Below are 16,813 nucleotides of genomic sequence, written 5' to 3' on the forward strand. Positions count from 1 at the left end.
GGTCATTTATGGTGTGTTTAGGCCTTGTAAATGAAAATATAGCTCAAAACGAGCCTGAGATTGTCTTGTCAGTCATTAAACTTTTAGAAACTCTGTTTATTTCATCACTTTACGATATGTTTTTTGATGTAGTTGGCTTATTTGTTGCTTATTAATGATGTGTAGCGCTCAATTTTTATTTTAAGTTTTTGATTTGTATTTTTAAGTTGTTTTTTGAGTTGGAAAATGGATTTTTAGACTGACAAAAATTGTTAGTTATATCCATTTTTAAAGGGATTGTGAAAATGCTTGTGGCCTTGGTGTGGTAACTACAAATGTTTTGAAGGCTCAATCACTTTTTAATGTCGTCTGACTTGATTTATAGATGAAGTCGAAGACACATTCAATCAGTTTGAGCAAGGGTGGATACGGATGAAACCAACAGATCAAACATTGATGAAACAAATGCATATTTCCAGTGAGGAAATAGAGTATCGAAAATCATTACTTTCATTGACCAATAAAGAGTTAATTAGTCTCGTACAGCTTGGAATTATGTTGGAACCTTTGCTCGATCAAGTGGTCATCGAGTTTTATCAGCAACAAACGTCAGTGGTTGAAATCGCGACATTAATTGGTGATGTTGATACCTTGTCCCGATTGCAGCGAGCACAACGACAATATGTCACTGAATTATTTTCAGGAAGTTACGATGCAAATTATGTCAATAATCGTTTAAGGATCGGTTTGGTTCATAAGCGAATTGGTGTTGAACCTAAATTATATTTATCAGCGATTTATCATTTAAAAACGCGTTTGATGTCTTTGGTCTATGAGCAATTGGGTGATACTGAACAATTTCATGAGGTGAGTTGTACGCTGGAAAAACTATTTATGTTTGATATTTCACTGGTGGTCGAAACTTATGTATGGAGTCTCGTCAGTGAATTAAAAACATCAAAAGAAAAAATTGAACAATATGCCAATGTTTTAGAAGATCGCGCGCAACAAATGGAGGCATTGTCTCAAACGGATGCATTGACGGGTTTATTAAATGTAAGACACCTCAATAGCATTTTGAATGCAACGATTTGTGCAGCAGAACATGCGCTTGAACCTGTTACAGTTGTTTTTATTGATATCAATGATTTTAAAGTGATAAATGATAGTTTTGGGCATCCACGCGGAGATCAAATTCTAAAAATTGTTGCCGATGGAATACGCTTTGTTGCGCGGTTGGATGATCATTGCTTTCGGTGTGGAGGAGATGAGTTTTGTATTATTTTTCCTCGTTGTACCGAATTACAAGCGACAGAAAGTTTTGTTCCGCGATTATTGCAATATATTCAGCAAATTGAACCCACCATTACCCTGAGTATTGGCATAAAACAAACAGATCATGTTGAGGGCTATCTTGAAGCAGCAGCTTTGCTTCATGAAGCAGATGCTCGTATGTACCAAGCTAAGAAACAATTAAAGGTGAAAAGTTAAAAAGCAGATAAGTTTTTATATCATAAGATTTTGATATTTAATGCTTAATATTTTGATGTGTTTGCGGTAAGAGGGAATTTATCAAAAGCGTATAGAAATTATAGGCGATGGTGTTAAAATTTGGCGATTAATTTTTTTGTGCCGATTTCAATGATTAAATGGATCATATTAGCGATCTTTATCATATCAGCGCTTTATATTCAGCGTCGTGGTAAAGTGAAGCACTCGTTTTATCGTCAATTCTTTGACCATTCAACGATTTTAGCGCCGATCAATTTCTTGATGTACATGTTCTCAAAAGTGCCGAATCAGCCTTATATTGATACTCAACATTTTAAGGACTTAAAAGTTCTAGATGAAAATTGGGAAATGATTCGAGACGAAGCAAAAGCATTGTATGAAAAAGGAGGAATTAAAGCCTCAAGTACTTACGATGACTTAGGTTTCAACTCGTTCTTTAAAACAGGTTGGAAGCGTTTCTATTTGAAATGGTATGACTCGGCTCATCCATCTGCGGCTGAACTCTGCCCTAAAACAACGGCTTTATTGAAAACACTCCCAACAATTAAAGCAGCTATGTTTACTGAGCTTGCACCTGATAGCCGTTTGGTTCGTCATCGTGACCCTTATGCAGGCTCATTACGTTATCACTTGGGTTTGATTACACCCAATGATGATCGTTGCTTTATTGATGTGGATGGTGAGCGTTATTCATGGCGTGATGGTGAAAGTGTGGTCTTTGATGAGACTTATATTCATTATGCTGAAAATAAGACTGATCAAAATCGTATTATCTTTTTCGCTGATGTGGAACGTCCTTTAAAAACACGTTTGATGGAAAAATTTAATCACTGGTTTGGCAAAAGCGTGATGACCGCTGCGAGTTCTCCGAATGAAGCAGGTGATCAAACAGGTGGTCTAAACAAAGTCTTTGGTTATGTTTATCAGATTCGTATTAAAGCGAAAGCATTAAAGAAATCGAACCGTCAGCTTTATTACTTTTTGAAGTGGTTCATTATGCTGGGATTATTTTTCCTTATTTTTATAAGACCTTATGTGTTTAAATAAGTGAAAATATAAGGCGCCCTTGAAGGGCGTTTTTTATACTTTGTTTATAAAATATTTTTAATTTCTAAAATTAAGCATAGGAAAAAATATGCAAACCTTTCGTTCAAAAATAGATTGGTGGTTCTGGGGCGTGGTGATCGCAACAACAGGCCTATTATTGCAATTTTTATGGACGATGTATGTGAAAGGAACAATGCAAGAATATCCTGAACATGCTGCTGTTTACTTATTCACGATAGTTTTGCTTTGGTGGCCGATCTTCAATACACGTTATATCGTGACAGAGAATGATTTAATCATTCATTCAATGCTATTTAAATGGAAAATAAATAAGGCTGATATTATAAAAATAAGTGCATCGAATCATTTAATTTCTTCGCCTGCTTTGTCTTTAGATCGTTTACGCATTGATTATGCAAAAAATGGCAATGTGACACATATTTTGGTTTCACCTAAAGATCAAAAAGCTTTCTGTCTTGCATTAGAACACGATTTGACTAAGTAATTATCAGGCTGTTCATTTTGCTGTATCTCTAATAATTTTTATATTTTTAATTATATCAAGTGGTATAATTTTGATGGTATTTAATTCATTTTAACCACGAGAAAACATAATGAAAAAACAATTATTGATTAGTTTAAGTCTTTTAAGCTTAGTTGCTTGTAGCGATGAAAATGATGATATCTATGGAACTGTTGATCCAAAGAATAAAGCCTTTTATAGTTATGATATTGCGACGGCAAACACCTCAAATAAACTCACTAAAAAATCATATCAAGTTGATAAAAATAATGATCTTTTAATTAGTTATACAGAAACACCGAAGTTACAGACTGAAGCACTGCGTAATTTTATAACCAACAATGGAATATCAACGATATTTCCACCACAGAATACAAATGCTGCTTATATTGTGGGTCGTAAAGCAATATTTAGTGATACTGTGTTGGAATATGAACCTAGTAATTTAGAGCAAAGAACAAGTTTTAAATTGACCTATCAACTAAAGAAAATTGATTTATCTGGTTTAGATGTTTCTAACTATGTGAGTTACTTTTTAACTCAAGCATCAGCTTCATCTTTGATTAGTGATGCAACCTTACAAATTATTCAGGCCTTGTTATTATCGACTCAAGATAAGTTCCCATCAGGTGCAACGTGTTGGCAAAAACAAGTTCAGTTGAGTACTCAAGATTATATTGAATCTTATCCAACTCAAAATCTGTCGCATGTCAGTACCAATAGTAATATTCAAAATCAAGGAATTTGGCAAAATGCCGCGTGGACAGCATTTCAACCGAATACTGAGATGAATTTAGCTGATACCCGAATTCGCCATCAATCTCGGGAGTATTGGGGTTTTTATCACAATACAAGAGAAGTGAATGCTGTATCACCAGCAAATGAACTGGCATGTGATTTCTTTAATGAATCGGCCTTCAAGAGTGTTGATAGAGTGTTAAGTAAAGTTCTTTGATTTGACCATGTCTTGAGTGATTCAATCGATGGATTTCAACTCAATTGACTTGAAATTCATCTATTCAGGCTACATCATCAAAAGCATTACTGATAATGAAAGTCTGCTGTGAACTCAAACGCTCGTGAACACATTGAAAAAATACTTGCTCATATGACCCAATTGCCCGGCGTTTATAAAATGCTAGGCAAGGATGGCGAGCTATTGTATGTTGGCAAGGCAAAAAATTTAAAAAATCGTGTTTCGAGCTATTTTGTAAAAACCATTGAGCACCCTAAAACACAAGCATTGGTTGCTCGAATTTATGATATTGAATCGCTGGTGGTTCGTTCTGAAACCGAAGCCTTATTACTTGAACAAAACCTAATTAAACTACATCGCCCGCCGTATAACATTATGTTGCGGGATGATAAGTCCTATGTATATATCTTTGTCTCAGCCGATAAACCTTTTCCACGAATTGCCAGTGGACGTGGTAAGGGCAAACATCAAATTGGTAAGTTCTTTGGTCCTTATCCAAGTGCATATAGTGCAAGAGATACCTTGCTGGTTTTACAAAAGCTATTTAATGTCAGACAGTGTGAAAATAGCTATTTCTCACAACGAAAACGACCATGTCTTCAGTATCAAATCAAACGTTGTACTGCCCCTTGTGTTGGGTTGATTAGTCCTGAAGAGTACAAAGAGGATGTCGATAACTCAATCCGCTTTCTGCAAGGTGATACAAAAGAGTTGAATCAAGAATTGATTGGGAAAATGGAGCAGGCTGCCGCAGAGCTAGAATTTGAGAAAGCCGTTTTTTATCGTGATCGTCTCGCATTGTTACGCGAGGTACAGGCACAGCAAGCTGTATTTAAAATTAAAGGTGAAGCCGATATTTTAGCAATCGCTTATCAGGCTGGCGTGACTTGCGTGCAAATTATGTATGTCCGTAATGGGCGGATGTTAGGCGGTAAGAGCTATTTTCCAGATATGTTGGGTGATGATTTAGGACAGATGTTAAGCGACTTTATTGCAAATTTTTATTTTCAGGTTGCAGATGAAGTTCCGACTGAGTTGATTGTGAATGTTGAAGTGCCTGATCGAGTCCAATTAGAAGAAGCACTACAACAAACCTTTAATAAAAAAGTCCAAATTAAGCATAAAGTGCGTGAGACTCGAGCTGAGTGGCAAGAGCTAGCGCAAATGAATGTTCAGCATGCAATCAAAGGCAAACTTAGTAATCACTTAGAGTTAAATGAGCGTTTTCATCAGCTTGAGCAAGTGGTTGGAAGACCGATTGATCGAATCGAGTGTTTTGATATTAGCCATACTATGGGTGAAGCACCAATAGCTTCCTGTGTTGTATTCGATCAGGGTGGAGCACGAAAACGCGATTATCGCCAATTTGCCATTCAAGATATTACAGGTGGTGATGACTATGCCGCGATGCGTCAAGCATTGATCCGTCGATATAAGAAGAATATGTTGCCTGACTTGCTTCTGATTGATGGCGGTAAAGGGCAATTGCATATGGCAATGGATGTGATGCAAGAGCTTGAGTTAGATGCATTTATGATTGGCGTGTCAAAAGGTGAAGGGCGAAAACCCGGCTTAGAGACGCTTCATTTTACCGATGGCACTAAAATTCAATTGTCTGAAGATCACAAAGCATTGCATTTGATTCAGCAGGTTCGAGATGAGGCGCACCGTTTTGCAATCACGAAACACCGCGCGAAGCGCGATAAACGTCGCAGTAGTTCCGTATTAGAGGCGATTCCTGGACTGGGTCCAAAACGCCGCCGAGATTTACTGACACATTTTGGTGGCATTCAAGGTGTATTAAAAGCATCTGAAAAAGAACTGATGTTGGTGCCGGGTTTAGGTGAAGTCATGGCTAGGACAATTTATAAAATTTTGCATGAATAATTTGACCGATTGACCAAATTATTCACTGACTGATAAGTTAATGACCATTCACAAATCAACCAAAACATTCAAAGATAGGATGTTTTGACGGTTAAGGAAAAACAATGTCATTGCTTTCTCTCTATCAACAAATTGAACAACAAGAATGGATTGATATCCCCGCGGGATGGCTACAGGGGCGTACTATTTTTGGTGGCTTAGTTGCAGGGCTATTGGTCCAAAAAGCAATTTGTGCAGTGAACGATCCTAAAAAGCAGTTATTGAGCTGTAATGTCACTTTTGTTGGGCCTGTACAGCATGGGCAAGCGAAATTGACAGCCGAAATTCTTCGAGAAGGTAAATCTGTTACCAGCTTAGAAGTTCGATTATGGCAAGACGATGAGGTGCAAAGTATTTTAGTTGCGAGCTTTGGTCTCCGTCGAGAATCTCGCATTATTGTCAATCATCAGCCACAAGTTCCAGATTATCCATTGCCAGATCAGCTCGAAAAAATGGTCTATCTAGAAGGATTAATGCCTGAATGCTTACAACAGTTTGAATTGTGTTGGGCGGAAGGAAGCTATCCGATGGCAGGGAGTAAAGTTCCAGACTTCGGTGGTTGGAGCCGTTTTTCACCTCTGCAACATTCAAACCGTGAAATGTATTTGGCTGATTTATTTGGATTGATGGACGTATGGCCACCGGGCGTCTTGCCGATGTTTAAAACGCCTGCACCTGCAAGTTCTTTAACATGGCATATTACTTATCTTGATCCGATTGCGAATCAAATCCAAGATTGGTTCAAATACAAAGTCGTGACACAAGTTGCTGAGCATGGTTATTCAACTGAGTATGCCTATGTCTGGGATAGTCAAAACCGTTTAATTGCGGTGCTCCGACAGACAGTTGCTGTCTTTGCCTAGTCGACACTGCGCAGCATTTCGTATAAAGTTGCTTACAGTTGGATACAATCTCGGCACATCCTTTGTGCGACATGCATATTTGATGCGAACAACATGGCGGTGTTTATGAGCACAGGGCGAATCCTGAACATTCCGAATATTTTGACTTTGGCGCGCATTGCCCTTATTCCTGTTTTTTTGGTGATTGCCTATTGGCCACCAGCGATTGGAATTGCTGAGCATCATGGGGGAATGATGCGGCATATGGTGCTGACAGCCATTTTTGTGCTTGCAGCAGTGACAGATTGGTTTGATGGTTATCTCGCAAGAACCCTTAATCAGACATCTGCTTTTGGGCGTTTTCTAGATCCAGTTGCTGATAAGTTAATGGTCGCAGCGGCGTTAATTGTACTGGTGCAATGGCAACCTACCATTTCGATGGCATTTGCTGCAATCGTGATTATTTCTCGTGAAATTACTGTATCGGCTTTACGTGAGTGGATGGCAGAGCTTGGTGCGCGTACCAGTGTTGCGGTATCAACCGTGGGGAAATACAAAACAGCATTTCAAATGATTGCAATTAGTGTGTTTTTACTTAATTGGAAGCCATTGGAAATGTGGGCTTATGCTTTATTGTACGCCGCAGTAATTTTGACTCTGTGGTCGATGTTCATTTATATGAAAGCAGCATGGCCGTATTTGAAACAACCGTAAATGTTGTACTCGATATACTTTAATTAGAAACTTAAAATATTAATAAAATCATAGCATTCACTTGGTCTGATTTGATCATGTGAATGCTAAAAATGATGAATCAGGAAAATAAATTAATGTCATCTCTACTTTATTTATCTAATCAAGCATTATATCAACTGCAAAATCAGCAATCACAAAGTATTGATTGTCATGCGGTGAGCCAATATAAGAAAAATTTGCAAGAAATTAAGCAACGTAAACAATGGAAAACCACAGGTACAGGTGCGCAATTCATGGGCTTGCGCAATTATGATGATCCTGATGAGCTAGCGCATATTTTTCCTGTAGATGCGGTGTTAACGAATGAACAGCAGATAATTTACGCAGCTCGATTGCAGGATGGCTGTGCGATTTATATCAAGTCATTAGCAGCCCTAGAACAACCTGAATCTTTGGTACTGCGTAATAATGAGTTTATTGTTCATCATCTTGATTATGATACGCAGAATCAACGCTTAATTTTATCTGCGAGCAAGGGTTATGCTTTTGAGCGTCATTTATGCGTTCTGGGTTTAGATTCAAGCCGTATTCAATATATTACCGAGGGGGATTGTCAGGATGAGCATCCATGTTTTGATCCTGAAAATCCCAATGTTGTTTATTACGATAGCTGTGGTTTTGCCTATGATCATCAGGGTAATGTAAGTATTGGCCCTAAAGAAATTTGTCGTTTGGATTTGAAAACAGGGGAACTTGAAACAATCGCAAGTGACCCACGTTATGATTTTTATAAACCAAAGGTGGGCAAAAATGGGCAGTTATATTATTTGAAACGACCATATCAAGGTCAAAATTATAGTGGTAGCTCTATAAAAGATATTTTGATGGCGCCGTTTAAAATTTTACGTGCTATTTTTGGCTGGTTAGATTTTTTCACACAACGCTATACTGGTGAGTCTTTAAAATCGACCTCAGGTGCCAACCCTGCTAAAGCAAGACAAAAATCTGAAGAAGAATTATTTGTCGAAGGTAATCTAATCAAAGCACAGAAGACACTACAGCAAAATCAAAATGCAGGGGAAAAGTTTGCAGGAGTGATTCCACGTAATTGGGAATTAGTTCAGCAATCTGCATCAGGTGAGCAAAAGGTTTTGAAGAAAGGGGTACTCAGTTATGCGCTTGGTGCTGATGATTCAGTGTATTACTCCAATGGAAAGTACCTAGTGTCAATCAATGCTGATCAAACTGAACAGATGTTAGTTGAAGCTAAATTGATTCATAAAATCATGTGCTAAATATTAACTATGATCTTGAGGCCTTCTTTTTAGAAGGCTTTTTTATTTTTAGATGGCAAGAAAAAAGCCCATAACAACGATGAGCTTAGTTCTCTGAGGAAAGTCATGCTCTTTTGGGAGAGTATGCTGAAGAACATAATCATAATATGAGAATATGTTGATATTTACAACGGTGAAAAATGTAAATATTTTTTAATATTCTCAATTCTAATTAATTTGGTTCTCAGAAAGTGTTGCAAACTTATGTTCAATTTGCGCTGCATTGCTTTGTAAAATTTCAATTAACTTTTGAATATTTAGAAAATCGAAACGGTTCTTAGAAGCGACCAAAGTGAGTGCAATCGGTGCTTCTTTGTTTGAGAAGCGAATTGGTACGGAGAGACCACAAACAAGAGGGTCAATCTCACCTTGTGATAAATAGAAGCCTTGTTTTTTTATCTTCCGCATTTGTTGAGTGAACTCATCTAAATTATTGGCAAAGCCAACTTGAGCCAACTCTTGAGTGAACTGTTGGTAATAAGCCTGTATCCGTTGTTTGGTGAGGTGTGCGATCACAATCTTAGGCGAAGCGCCCACATATACAGGACGTGGACAACCACGACCATAAGAGATCAGCTCAGCCTCTTTGAACGTCTCATGATGTAGGTCAATGCAGTAATCATGATTTAAATAAGTGAGTAAGCAACATAATTCTGTGCGCTCAACGATATCACGCATAAAAGGGATGCTGATTTGTACCAGCGGATCAGTACTATGCGAAATATAGTCTAAAACTGCAATCTTAGACCCTAAAGTGTAATCACCAGAAGTTCCACTAATACGCTTCAACATATCACTAGAAACAAGTTCTTTGAGATAACGATAGGCCGTTGGTTTGGATAGACCAAGCTCATCACAAATGATATCGACATTGATAATCGGACGTGACACTGAAAAGAGATCCAGTACAGTGAGAATTTTACCAAAACTCGAAATTGCCATGATGGGTTGTCTACTCCTAAAAAAACGTGAAACTCGAACTTTTATTGCTTTATAACAGAAAAGCAGAACAGCGTGTGTGGACTTTTAAAACTGATCATTTTTAATCAATAGATTTCGGTTGAAATTGAGAAAAAAGATAAATTTTATAAGGTTTATTCTAGATTAAATTTAAGAATTATCAAATGGTGATAATTTATCTTGACTATTCTGCTTTGTTTTGAAAAAATCAACAACACAATGTCTTATTTGGATAATTATTTTTAAGCAAATTGTCCAAACATTGTGTATCACTCCAAATAATTAGTTCTCTATCACGTTGATTTGAAGTCTTTCGAATCAACAAGCGTGTTTGCATTTCATTATTTTGATAAGGAAATGTGCAAGAGGCTAATTCAGCATTGAGAATAGTTCATGATCCTTAAGCAGTTGTTGGCTTTTAGACCGAGCCAGCTCGACATCATTTTTGCGTGCAAAATTTTTGTGGCAGGTATGCTGGCGCTGTTTATTTCATTTGAACTTGATTTGATTAATCCAATGTGGTCGATTGGAACAGTCATGATTATCGCAAGTCCATACTCAGGTATGGTGTCTTCAAAATGTGTTTATCGCTTAGTAGGCACAGTTGCGGGCGCGATCATTGCTTTATTATTGACACCTCATTTTATTAATACGCCGTGGTTATTCACGATCATTTTATCTTTATGGGTAGGATTTGCCTTATACGTGTCCCTATTAGACCGTACCCCTCGCAGTTATGTGTTCATGCTGGCGGGCTATTCAACGGCAATGATTGTCTATAACGCGATTACTTATATTGATACCTATAACATTTTTGATATTGCGCTTGCTCGCGTACTCGAAATTTCAGTTGGTGTCATTTCCACAGCGGTTGTTTCTGCAACACTTTTCCCAGTGCATATTGGCACGATGATTAAACAGCGTGTTAATAAAACACTGAATGATTTAGAAAGTACTTTTGAAAAGTTGATCACTGCGCAAGCGTCTTCAGAAAATTACACGCAAATTTTGTCTGTAATTACTCGAGATGCATCAGATATTCATGCACTAGCAGTACATTTGAATTATGAAAAAGGTGAGCTTAAAGGCATGACCAAGCCGTTGCAGGAAATGCTGCATCAGGTTTCGTTAGTGGTTGCAAATCTGGTGGCTTTGTCTCAACGAGTCAAACAGCTTGAGCAAATGCAGTTGATGAATTTAATGCCGCATCTCAATCTGATTCGACAACATACCTTGGCCTTCCTCAAGCAGGATAGAACATTAACACCAAATGACTTACTGACACTGCCAGTAGATTTTGAACATGATTTTTCTGAACTTATGAATTTAGCAACACCTGAGCAACAAATCGTGTTGGGTGCGTTAAAAATGGATGTGCGTCATTTCATTAGCAACACTTTAGCTGTGAAATTGTTATGGCAACAGATTCAACAAGGTAAAAAAGAAATTCCTGCTGAAATCACCGCAATTACCACTAAATATCCAAGTTTGCATCGTGATCATGGTATTGCGATTCGTGGTGGGATTAGTGCGGTATTGATTACTTTTATTGTGACTGGGGCGTGGATTTTATCTGGCTGGAAGGCTGGTTTTATGATGGCGCAAATGGGCGCGATCACGGCTTGTATTTTGACAGCATTGGATAATCCTGTACCTGTACTGCGTATTTTTATTTGGGGCAGTATTGTTTCTGTTGGTCTGGTGTTTTTATACGCTTTTGGAATATTTCCGCATATTACCCACTTTTGGCAATTGGCGTTGGTTTTATTTCCAGTGTTTCTTGTTGCAGTCAGTATGATGGCAAATCAGATGTTAATGCCTGTTGGGATGGTGCTTGGAATTAACACCATGATGGGGTTGAATCTCCACAATAAATACACGATGGATGCGGTGTCCTATTTAGATAGTTCATTCGCCATGATCCTAGGTGTGTTGGTTTCGTTAATTGTGATTGATTTGGTTCGTGCGGTTTCTCCAGATGCCAGCGCAACACGCATTTTGGCTCTGCATTATCAAGCGATGCGACAAGCGCTGCACATGCCTTATGGTAGTGACTTTAAAATTCATCTACGCAGTATGTTAGATCGGGTTGGTGTACTGAATACCAAGATGGTACAGGATTCTGAAATTAAGGCTGCAATTCAAAATGCATTGATCGAAAGTAGCTCAATCGTTGATTTGGTTCGCTTACAAGAGATTAGTCAAAAGTTACCGCAACTTGTGGAGTTGCAGCATGAAGTGACCGTTTTACAAAACCAGCTTGCTGCGTATTTCCACTCACAAGAAAAGCAAATATCAAGTTGGCATTTTCCTGTGCAAATTGTAAAGCAAGTGAATCAATTACAGCAGGTCGCTCAGCAGATCGAAGATGATGAGCTCCGTCAAAGATTACTGATTTCTTTAAATAATATTTGTAAAAGTATTGGGCATGTTTCTGCTGAAGATATGCACGCAGAAACGTCTGGTTTAGGTGTGTCTCATGGGTGAAATTAACGTTTATGGGATCTACTTCCCGATTCTGCTGGTACAGGCTGTGATTGCTTATGTACTGTTTAAACTTCTGACACCAGCAACAGATCGCCTAATTCAAAAAGGTTGGATCGCATTACCAAGTATTTTTAACTTATGTTTTTACTTGGGTCTCATGCTGTTGGTGCATTGGTTGTTTGTTTGGTTGTGGGTTTAAGGTCTGTTTAGACGCTGTTCCTGAAATTAATGATTTAAAAATAAGTGGTAAAGGTGATGAACATGAATGCATTTGATGTGCGAAAGATCATACGTCCAATCGTATTGCTTGTTGCGGTTCTAATCGCAGTTTATACCATCGTGCATTTATGGAATTACTACAATGCCGCGCCTTGGACACGTGATGGTCGTGTCCGTGGTGATGTGATTCAAGTCGCTTCAGATGTGAATGGTTTAATCACAGAGGTGCTTGTTCAAGATAACCAGACGGTAAAAAAAGGTCAGGTTCTTTTCAAAATTGATGTTGCACGTCAAGCTTTGGATGTTGAGCAAGCAAAGTCTGATTTGGCCAAAGCTAAAGCAGGTTTGGCACAAGCACATGCAAATCTAGCAGGAGCTAAAGCCAGTTTGGTTAAAACTGAAGCCAATATGAAATTGGCTGAAAAGAATGCGGCTCGTTACGCTAGCTTAATGGATGGAGCAATTTCTAAACAAGAGCAAGATCAGGTGTTTGCAACGCGTGATCAAGCACTCGCTGAACGCGAGCAATTAACGGCAAGTATTGAACAGGCGAATGCGGCGATTCAACAGCAGCAAGCATTGATTGAGGTTGCCAATAGTAATTTACATTTGGCGCAGTTGAATTTACATCGTTCTGAAGTGGTTGCACCTGCTGATGGTACGTTATCGAATTTTGATTTACGTGTTGGTAATTATGTGAAAGTTGGACAAGCAGTTGCTGCTTTGCTTGATCGCCATCAGCTCTATGTTGTGGGATATTTTGAAGAAACTAAACTCGATCGTATTCATGTTGGTGATGCCGCAACGATTCAACTGATGGGTGATCGTCAAAAAATCCGTGGGCATGTGCAAGGTGTTGCGACAGGGATTGAAGACCGAGAACGTTCAGGTAGTTCCAATTTATTGGCCAACGTAAATCCGACATTTAGTTGGGTACGTTTGGCGCAACGTGTACCTGTAAAGATTGTGTTAGATGAGCAGCCGAAGAATCCATTGGCTTTTGTTTCGGGTCGTACTGCGACAGTTAGAATTATTGAGAAATAATCAATGCGTTTTTTGGATAGGCTTATTTATTCAGAAATGACACAGTAAATAGCGGCATCGAGTGCCGCTAAATGATAGAACGTAAATTGATTCTTTTAAGGTGTAATCCCCGCGGGATCACGATACCAACTTTGAATCAGCAGGGCAGCAGCAAAACTATCTGCGGATAAACGTCTTGCCTGTCCTTTGTTTTGATAATACTCAAGCTCTTCTCGTGCTTCACGAGTGGTTAGACGTTCATCTACCATCCACGTTTCAATATTGGTTTGATGACGTAAACGACGTGCAAATTTTCGAGCACGCGCAGAAAGTTCTGATTCACTGTCATCCATATTTAAGGGCAGACCTACCAAAAACACATTAGGTTGCCATTCTTTGACTAACTTTAGCAATTGATTCCAGTCAGGAATGCCATCTTTCATTACAAATAATGGAAGTGGATTGGCACTTTCAATGCTTGCTTGACCAATCGCAATCCCCATTTTTTGTGTGCCGAAATCAAACGCCATAATGGATTGAGATGATTGCATATCAGGCATGCCCAATCTCTGAAGCAAACCAAGTACGATCTACCCCGATTTTCTTATAGGCAGCGTCCCAACGATCGCCATAAGGTAAGTTGAAGATCAAATCCATATCAGAATCACATATCAACCAATCGCCACGCGCAATCTCTTCTTCAAGCTGGTTTTTACTCCAGCTCGCATAGCCTAACGCAATTTGATAGCGTCCAACACCTTCATTATGTGCAATTGCATCTAAAATATCTTTACTAGTGGTGATACAGACATTTTCACCGACTGCAATAGAGGAATGCCAAGTCGGTTGACCTGTATGTAAGACAAAACCCGCTTCAGGGCGTAAAGGGCCGCCTTGTAAAACAGCATGAGGCTGTACGTTATCTGCATCGATCTCTAAATCATTGAGCAACTCTTTGATTTGCAGTTCAGAAGGGCGATTGATAATAATGCCTTGAGCACCTTCTTCATCATGGCGAGCAACATAAATCACAGTGTTTGCAAAAAAGTCATCTGCCATGTCTGGTGGAGCGATGAGACAACGGTGAGTTAAATATTGTTTCGTCACCTAGGCGGTTCTCCATCAAAGTATTGTGCTGATCTATCTATATAGGTTCTTTTTATCAACATACAAGAGTTAATCGGATTTCGCCAATTATTTTCTAATATTTTGTGCCGTTACTTAGGCCGACTGAAATTTAAGCTGACGTAACTGCCTTGCATGCTGCAAAGTGGTCTCACTAATTTCGACCCCGCCAGACATACGTGCCAGTTCTAAAATACGTTGCTCTTCACCCAATTCGATAATGGTACTGCTGGCCGGATCTGTCTGCTGTTTCTTCACCAGCAGATGCTGGTCAGACTGTGCAGCAACCTGTGCCTGATGGGTGATACAAAGTAATTGTACATGTTGAGCAAGATCAGCCAGTAAACGTCCGACGACTTCAGCTGTGCCACCACTAATACCTACGTCAATTTCATCAAAGACCAATACTTCTGCATCTGTTTTTTCAGCATTCATTACTTGCATCACTAAGGCAATACGCGACAATTCACCGCCTGATGCAACCCGTGCCAGTGGTTGTGGCGGGATGCCTTTGTTGGCTGTAAATAGCAGTTGAATGAAACTAAGACCCTCAGCATTTGCTGGTTCTAATGGCTCAAATTTAAACTCAAAATGTGCTTCAGGTAAGGCCAATGGTTTCACTTGCTCAGTGAGTTGTTTGGCAAGTGGAATGGCCGCAGCACGACGGATTTCATCTAAATGTTGAGCTTTTTGCATAAAGTCTTGATATGAAACTTCAACTTGTTCCGCTAAAGTTTCTGGATCTTCGAGTTGATGCAGTAGCTCTAGCTCTTGCTGCCAAACTTCATATTCTTGTTTAAGCAGTTCAGGCTGTGTACGATGTTTACGTGCCAAACGATGGAAGACCTCAAGCGTAGCATTTAACTGTTCCATCCGTTCAGGGTCAAAACTTTGACGGTCTATAAACTGACGCAAGCTTGCGGTCGCATCCTCTATTTCACTTTGTGCATTTAATAAGGAATTATAAATATTACTCAGTTGTTCGCTACGACCTGCATGAGATTCCAGTCGGCGGATGATTGAGGCTACTTCTTGCGTGATATTTTGTTCAGCTTCATCCAAAACATTCAAGCCGTAACCACAGTCTTGCATAATATGTTCATGATGGCTGAGACGATCAAATTCTTGCTCAATTTCACGATAATCAGTTTGCACAACATCTTCTAATTCTTCGATTTGTGATTCTAAGCTTTGTATTTTTTGAATACGTGTTGCTTGAGCATTTAAAGCGGCTTGGTGTTGGCGAATATTATTTTGCCATGTGCTATAAGCATCGCGAACGGCATGAGCAGGCTCAGCAAAGTTGTGATAACGGTCTAACCAATGTTTTGGGTAAGGGGGTTCTAAAAGTTGTTGTTGACTATGTTGACTATAGAGTTGAACGAGTAAACGTCCAATTTCTTTAAGTTCAGCTAGACTACTTGGTCGACCATTAATCCATGCCTTGCTACGACCCGTTGCGAAAATAACCCGTCTTAGGTGAATTTCACCTGAATCATCATCCAGTTCATGCTCTGTGAGCCAGTGAGCTTCAGCACTTTGAGGTTGATAACTAAATACCGCCGTGACATCGGCTTTATCTGCGCCATAACGAACGTAGTTGGTATCCGTGCGTTCGCCTAAGCATGCGGAAAGAGCATCTAACAATAATGATTTTCCTGCGCCTGTTTCACCCGTGAGAACATTAAACCCTTGTTCAATATCCAAAGCGAGATGGTCAGCAAGTGCAAAATTAATTAAAGTTAAATGGGTGAGCATAAACGCATCCAATGCACAGAATCTTTTGCTTAAAGATAGAGAAGTTTTAAATGGGCTACAAGAGTTGAATGTAGGATTTTCCTTATTTACTTGATAGATAGCTGAGTAGTGATCAGCATAATTTAAAGTTCTGGATGATTTTCTTGATTGATTTGTAGCGTAGCAACTTTTTTCTAAGTTTTAGTTGTTACGAAGGATTAAGTTTTATTTTTCCAATTTGCCCACAGTAAATGAGCCATATATGGCACAAGGTCTAGTGCTGGGACAATATTTCACTTTATTTTTCCTCTTAACTCACAGCATAGCTGTTCGTCTTGTGCCCAGACAAAGCTTTGCTTTGTTAATTTTCGCCACTCGTAGCATAGCTACTCGTCTTGCGCTCGGACAAAGCTTTGCTTTGTTAATT

Annotated in this window: 15 protein-coding genes; 11 read left to right on the plus strand and 4 right to left on the minus strand. The window is 39.0% G+C overall.

Annotated elements, in window-relative coordinates:
- Positions 1–411 precede the first annotated feature (411 nt).
- From F959_RS00615 to F959_RS00650, 8 genes are all read left to right on the plus strand, one after another.
- Positions 412–1,470: a diguanylate cyclase domain-containing protein gene (locus F959_RS00615; RefSeq protein ID WP_004876447.1), complete on the plus strand. Its 1,059-nt coding sequence runs from the start codon at positions 412–414 to the stop codon at positions 1,468–1,470.
- Between the two features lie 150 nt (positions 1,471–1,620).
- Complete coding sequence (gene lpxO / locus F959_RS00620; protein WP_004876448.1) at positions 1,621–2,538, plus strand: lipid A hydroxylase LpxO; 918 nt, start codon at positions 1,621–1,623, stop codon at positions 2,536–2,538.
- Positions 2,539–2,626: 88 nt separating this feature from the next.
- The gene (locus F959_RS00625; RefSeq protein ID WP_004876449.1) at positions 2,627–3,043 is read left to right on the plus strand and encodes a PH domain-containing protein; all 417 of its coding nucleotides are present in this window, start codon (positions 2,627–2,629) and stop codon (positions 3,041–3,043) included.
- Positions 3,044–3,152: 109 nt separating this feature from the next.
- The gene (locus tag F959_RS00630) at positions 3,153–4,016 is read left to right on the plus strand and encodes a hypothetical protein (protein WP_004876450.1); all 864 of its coding nucleotides are present in this window, start codon (positions 3,153–3,155) and stop codon (positions 4,014–4,016) included.
- A 108-nt stretch (positions 4,017–4,124) separates the two neighbouring features.
- Positions 4,125–5,924, plus strand: coding sequence for an excinuclease ABC subunit UvrC (gene uvrC / locus F959_RS00635; RefSeq protein WP_017196806.1), 1,800 nt, complete (start codon positions 4,125–4,127; stop codon positions 5,922–5,924).
- A gap of 104 nt (positions 5,925–6,028) precedes the next feature.
- Positions 6,029–6,826: a thioesterase family protein gene (locus F959_RS00640; protein ID WP_004876452.1), complete on the plus strand. Its 798-nt coding sequence runs from the start codon at positions 6,029–6,031 to the stop codon at positions 6,824–6,826.
- 105 nt (positions 6,827–6,931) lie between these two features.
- Complete coding sequence (gene pgsA / locus F959_RS00645; protein ID WP_004876453.1) at positions 6,932–7,519, plus strand: CDP-diacylglycerol--glycerol-3-phosphate 3-phosphatidyltransferase; 588 nt, start codon at positions 6,932–6,934, stop codon at positions 7,517–7,519.
- Between the two features lie 116 nt (positions 7,520–7,635).
- Complete coding sequence (locus F959_RS00650; RefSeq protein ID WP_004876455.1) at positions 7,636–8,796, plus strand: hypothetical protein; 1,161 nt, start codon at positions 7,636–7,638, stop codon at positions 8,794–8,796.
- Positions 8,797–9,003: 207 nt separating this feature from the next.
- Here the strand turns inward: F959_RS00650 and F959_RS00655 are convergent, their stop codons facing one another.
- Positions 9,004–9,777: an IclR family transcriptional regulator gene (locus F959_RS00655; protein ID WP_004876458.1), complete on the minus strand. Its 774-nt coding sequence runs from the start codon at positions 9,775–9,777 to the stop codon at positions 9,004–9,006.
- A 411-nt stretch (positions 9,778–10,188) separates the two neighbouring features.
- Here F959_RS00655 and F959_RS00660 point away from each other — a divergent pair, with 411 nt between their 5' ends.
- The 3 genes from F959_RS00660 to F959_RS00670 all read left to right on the plus strand — a co-directional run bounded on the left by F959_RS00660 (position 10,189) and on the right by F959_RS00670 (position 13,545).
- Complete coding sequence (locus F959_RS00660) at positions 10,189–12,282, plus strand: FUSC family protein (protein ID WP_004876460.1); 2,094 nt, start codon at positions 10,189–10,191, stop codon at positions 12,280–12,282.
- The gene (locus F959_RS00665; RefSeq protein WP_004876464.1) at positions 12,275–12,481 is read left to right on the plus strand and encodes a DUF1656 domain-containing protein; all 207 of its coding nucleotides are present in this window, start codon (positions 12,275–12,277) and stop codon (positions 12,479–12,481) included. Before F959_RS00660 ends, F959_RS00665 begins: the two co-directional genes overlap by 8 nt.
- A 62-nt stretch (positions 12,482–12,543) precedes the next feature.
- On the plus strand, positions 12,544–13,545 hold the full coding sequence (locus F959_RS00670) for an HlyD family secretion protein (protein WP_004876465.1): 1,002 nt from the start codon (positions 12,544–12,546) through the stop codon (positions 13,543–13,545).
- 95 nt (positions 13,546–13,640) lie between these two features.
- Here F959_RS00670 and ruvX read toward each other — a convergent pair whose 3' ends face one another.
- The 3 genes from ruvX to recN all read right to left on the minus strand — a co-directional run bounded on the left by ruvX (position 13,641) and on the right by recN (position 16,407).
- Positions 13,641–14,084, minus strand: coding sequence for a Holliday junction resolvase RuvX (gene ruvX, locus F959_RS00675; protein ID WP_004876467.1), 444 nt, complete (start codon positions 14,082–14,084; stop codon positions 13,641–13,643).
- Entirely contained in the window at positions 14,077–14,631 is a 555-nt protein-coding gene (locus F959_RS00680; protein ID WP_004876469.1) for a YqgE/AlgH family protein, read from the minus strand. The genes ruvX and F959_RS00680 overlap by 8 nt, the downstream gene beginning before the upstream one ends.
- A 114-nt stretch (positions 14,632–14,745) precedes the next feature.
- Entirely contained in the window at positions 14,746–16,407 is a 1,662-nt protein-coding gene (gene recN / locus F959_RS00685; RefSeq protein ID WP_004876471.1) for a DNA repair protein RecN, read from the minus strand.
- Between the last annotated feature and the right edge of the window lie 406 nt (positions 16,408–16,813).

The sequence above is a fragment of the Acinetobacter venetianus RAG-1 = CIP 110063 genome (assembly GCF_000368585.1).
Classification (GTDB): Bacteria; Pseudomonadota; Gammaproteobacteria; order Pseudomonadales; family Moraxellaceae; genus Acinetobacter; species Acinetobacter venetianus.

Coding starts and splice junctions, on each gene's coding strand:
- F959_RS00615 (WP_004876447.1), top strand. CDS start 412: ATGAAACCAACAGATCAAACATTGATGAAACAAATGCATATTTCCAGT.
- lpxO (WP_004876448.1), top strand. CDS start 1,621: ATGATTAAATGGATCATATTAGCGATCTTTATCATATCAGCGCTTTAT.
- F959_RS00625 (WP_004876449.1), top strand. CDS start 2,627: ATGCAAACCTTTCGTTCAAAAATAGATTGGTGGTTCTGGGGCGTGGTG.
- F959_RS00630 (WP_004876450.1), top strand. CDS start 3,153: ATGAAAAAACAATTATTGATTAGTTTAAGTCTTTTAAGCTTAGTTGCT.
- F959_RS00640 (WP_004876452.1), top strand. CDS start 6,029: ATGTCATTGCTTTCTCTCTATCAACAAATTGAACAACAAGAATGGATT.
- pgsA (WP_004876453.1), top strand. CDS start 6,932: ATGAGCACAGGGCGAATCCTGAACATTCCGAATATTTTGACTTTGGCG.
- F959_RS00650 (WP_004876455.1), top strand. CDS start 7,636: ATGTCATCTCTACTTTATTTATCTAATCAAGCATTATATCAACTGCAA.
- F959_RS00655 (WP_004876458.1), bottom strand. CDS start 9,777: ATGGCAATTTCGAGTTTTGGTAAAATTCTCACTGTACTGGATCTCTTT.
- F959_RS00660 (WP_004876460.1), top strand. CDS start 10,189: ATGATCCTTAAGCAGTTGTTGGCTTTTAGACCGAGCCAGCTCGACATC.
- F959_RS00665 (WP_004876464.1), top strand. CDS start 12,275: ATGGGTGAAATTAACGTTTATGGGATCTACTTCCCGATTCTGCTGGTA.
- F959_RS00670 (WP_004876465.1), top strand. CDS start 12,544: ATGAATGCATTTGATGTGCGAAAGATCATACGTCCAATCGTATTGCTT.
- ruvX (WP_004876467.1), bottom strand. CDS start 14,084: ATGCCTGATATGCAATCATCTCAATCCATTATGGCGTTTGATTTCGGC.
- recN (WP_004876471.1), bottom strand. CDS start 16,407: ATGCTCACCCATTTAACTTTAATTAATTTTGCACTTGCTGACCATCTC.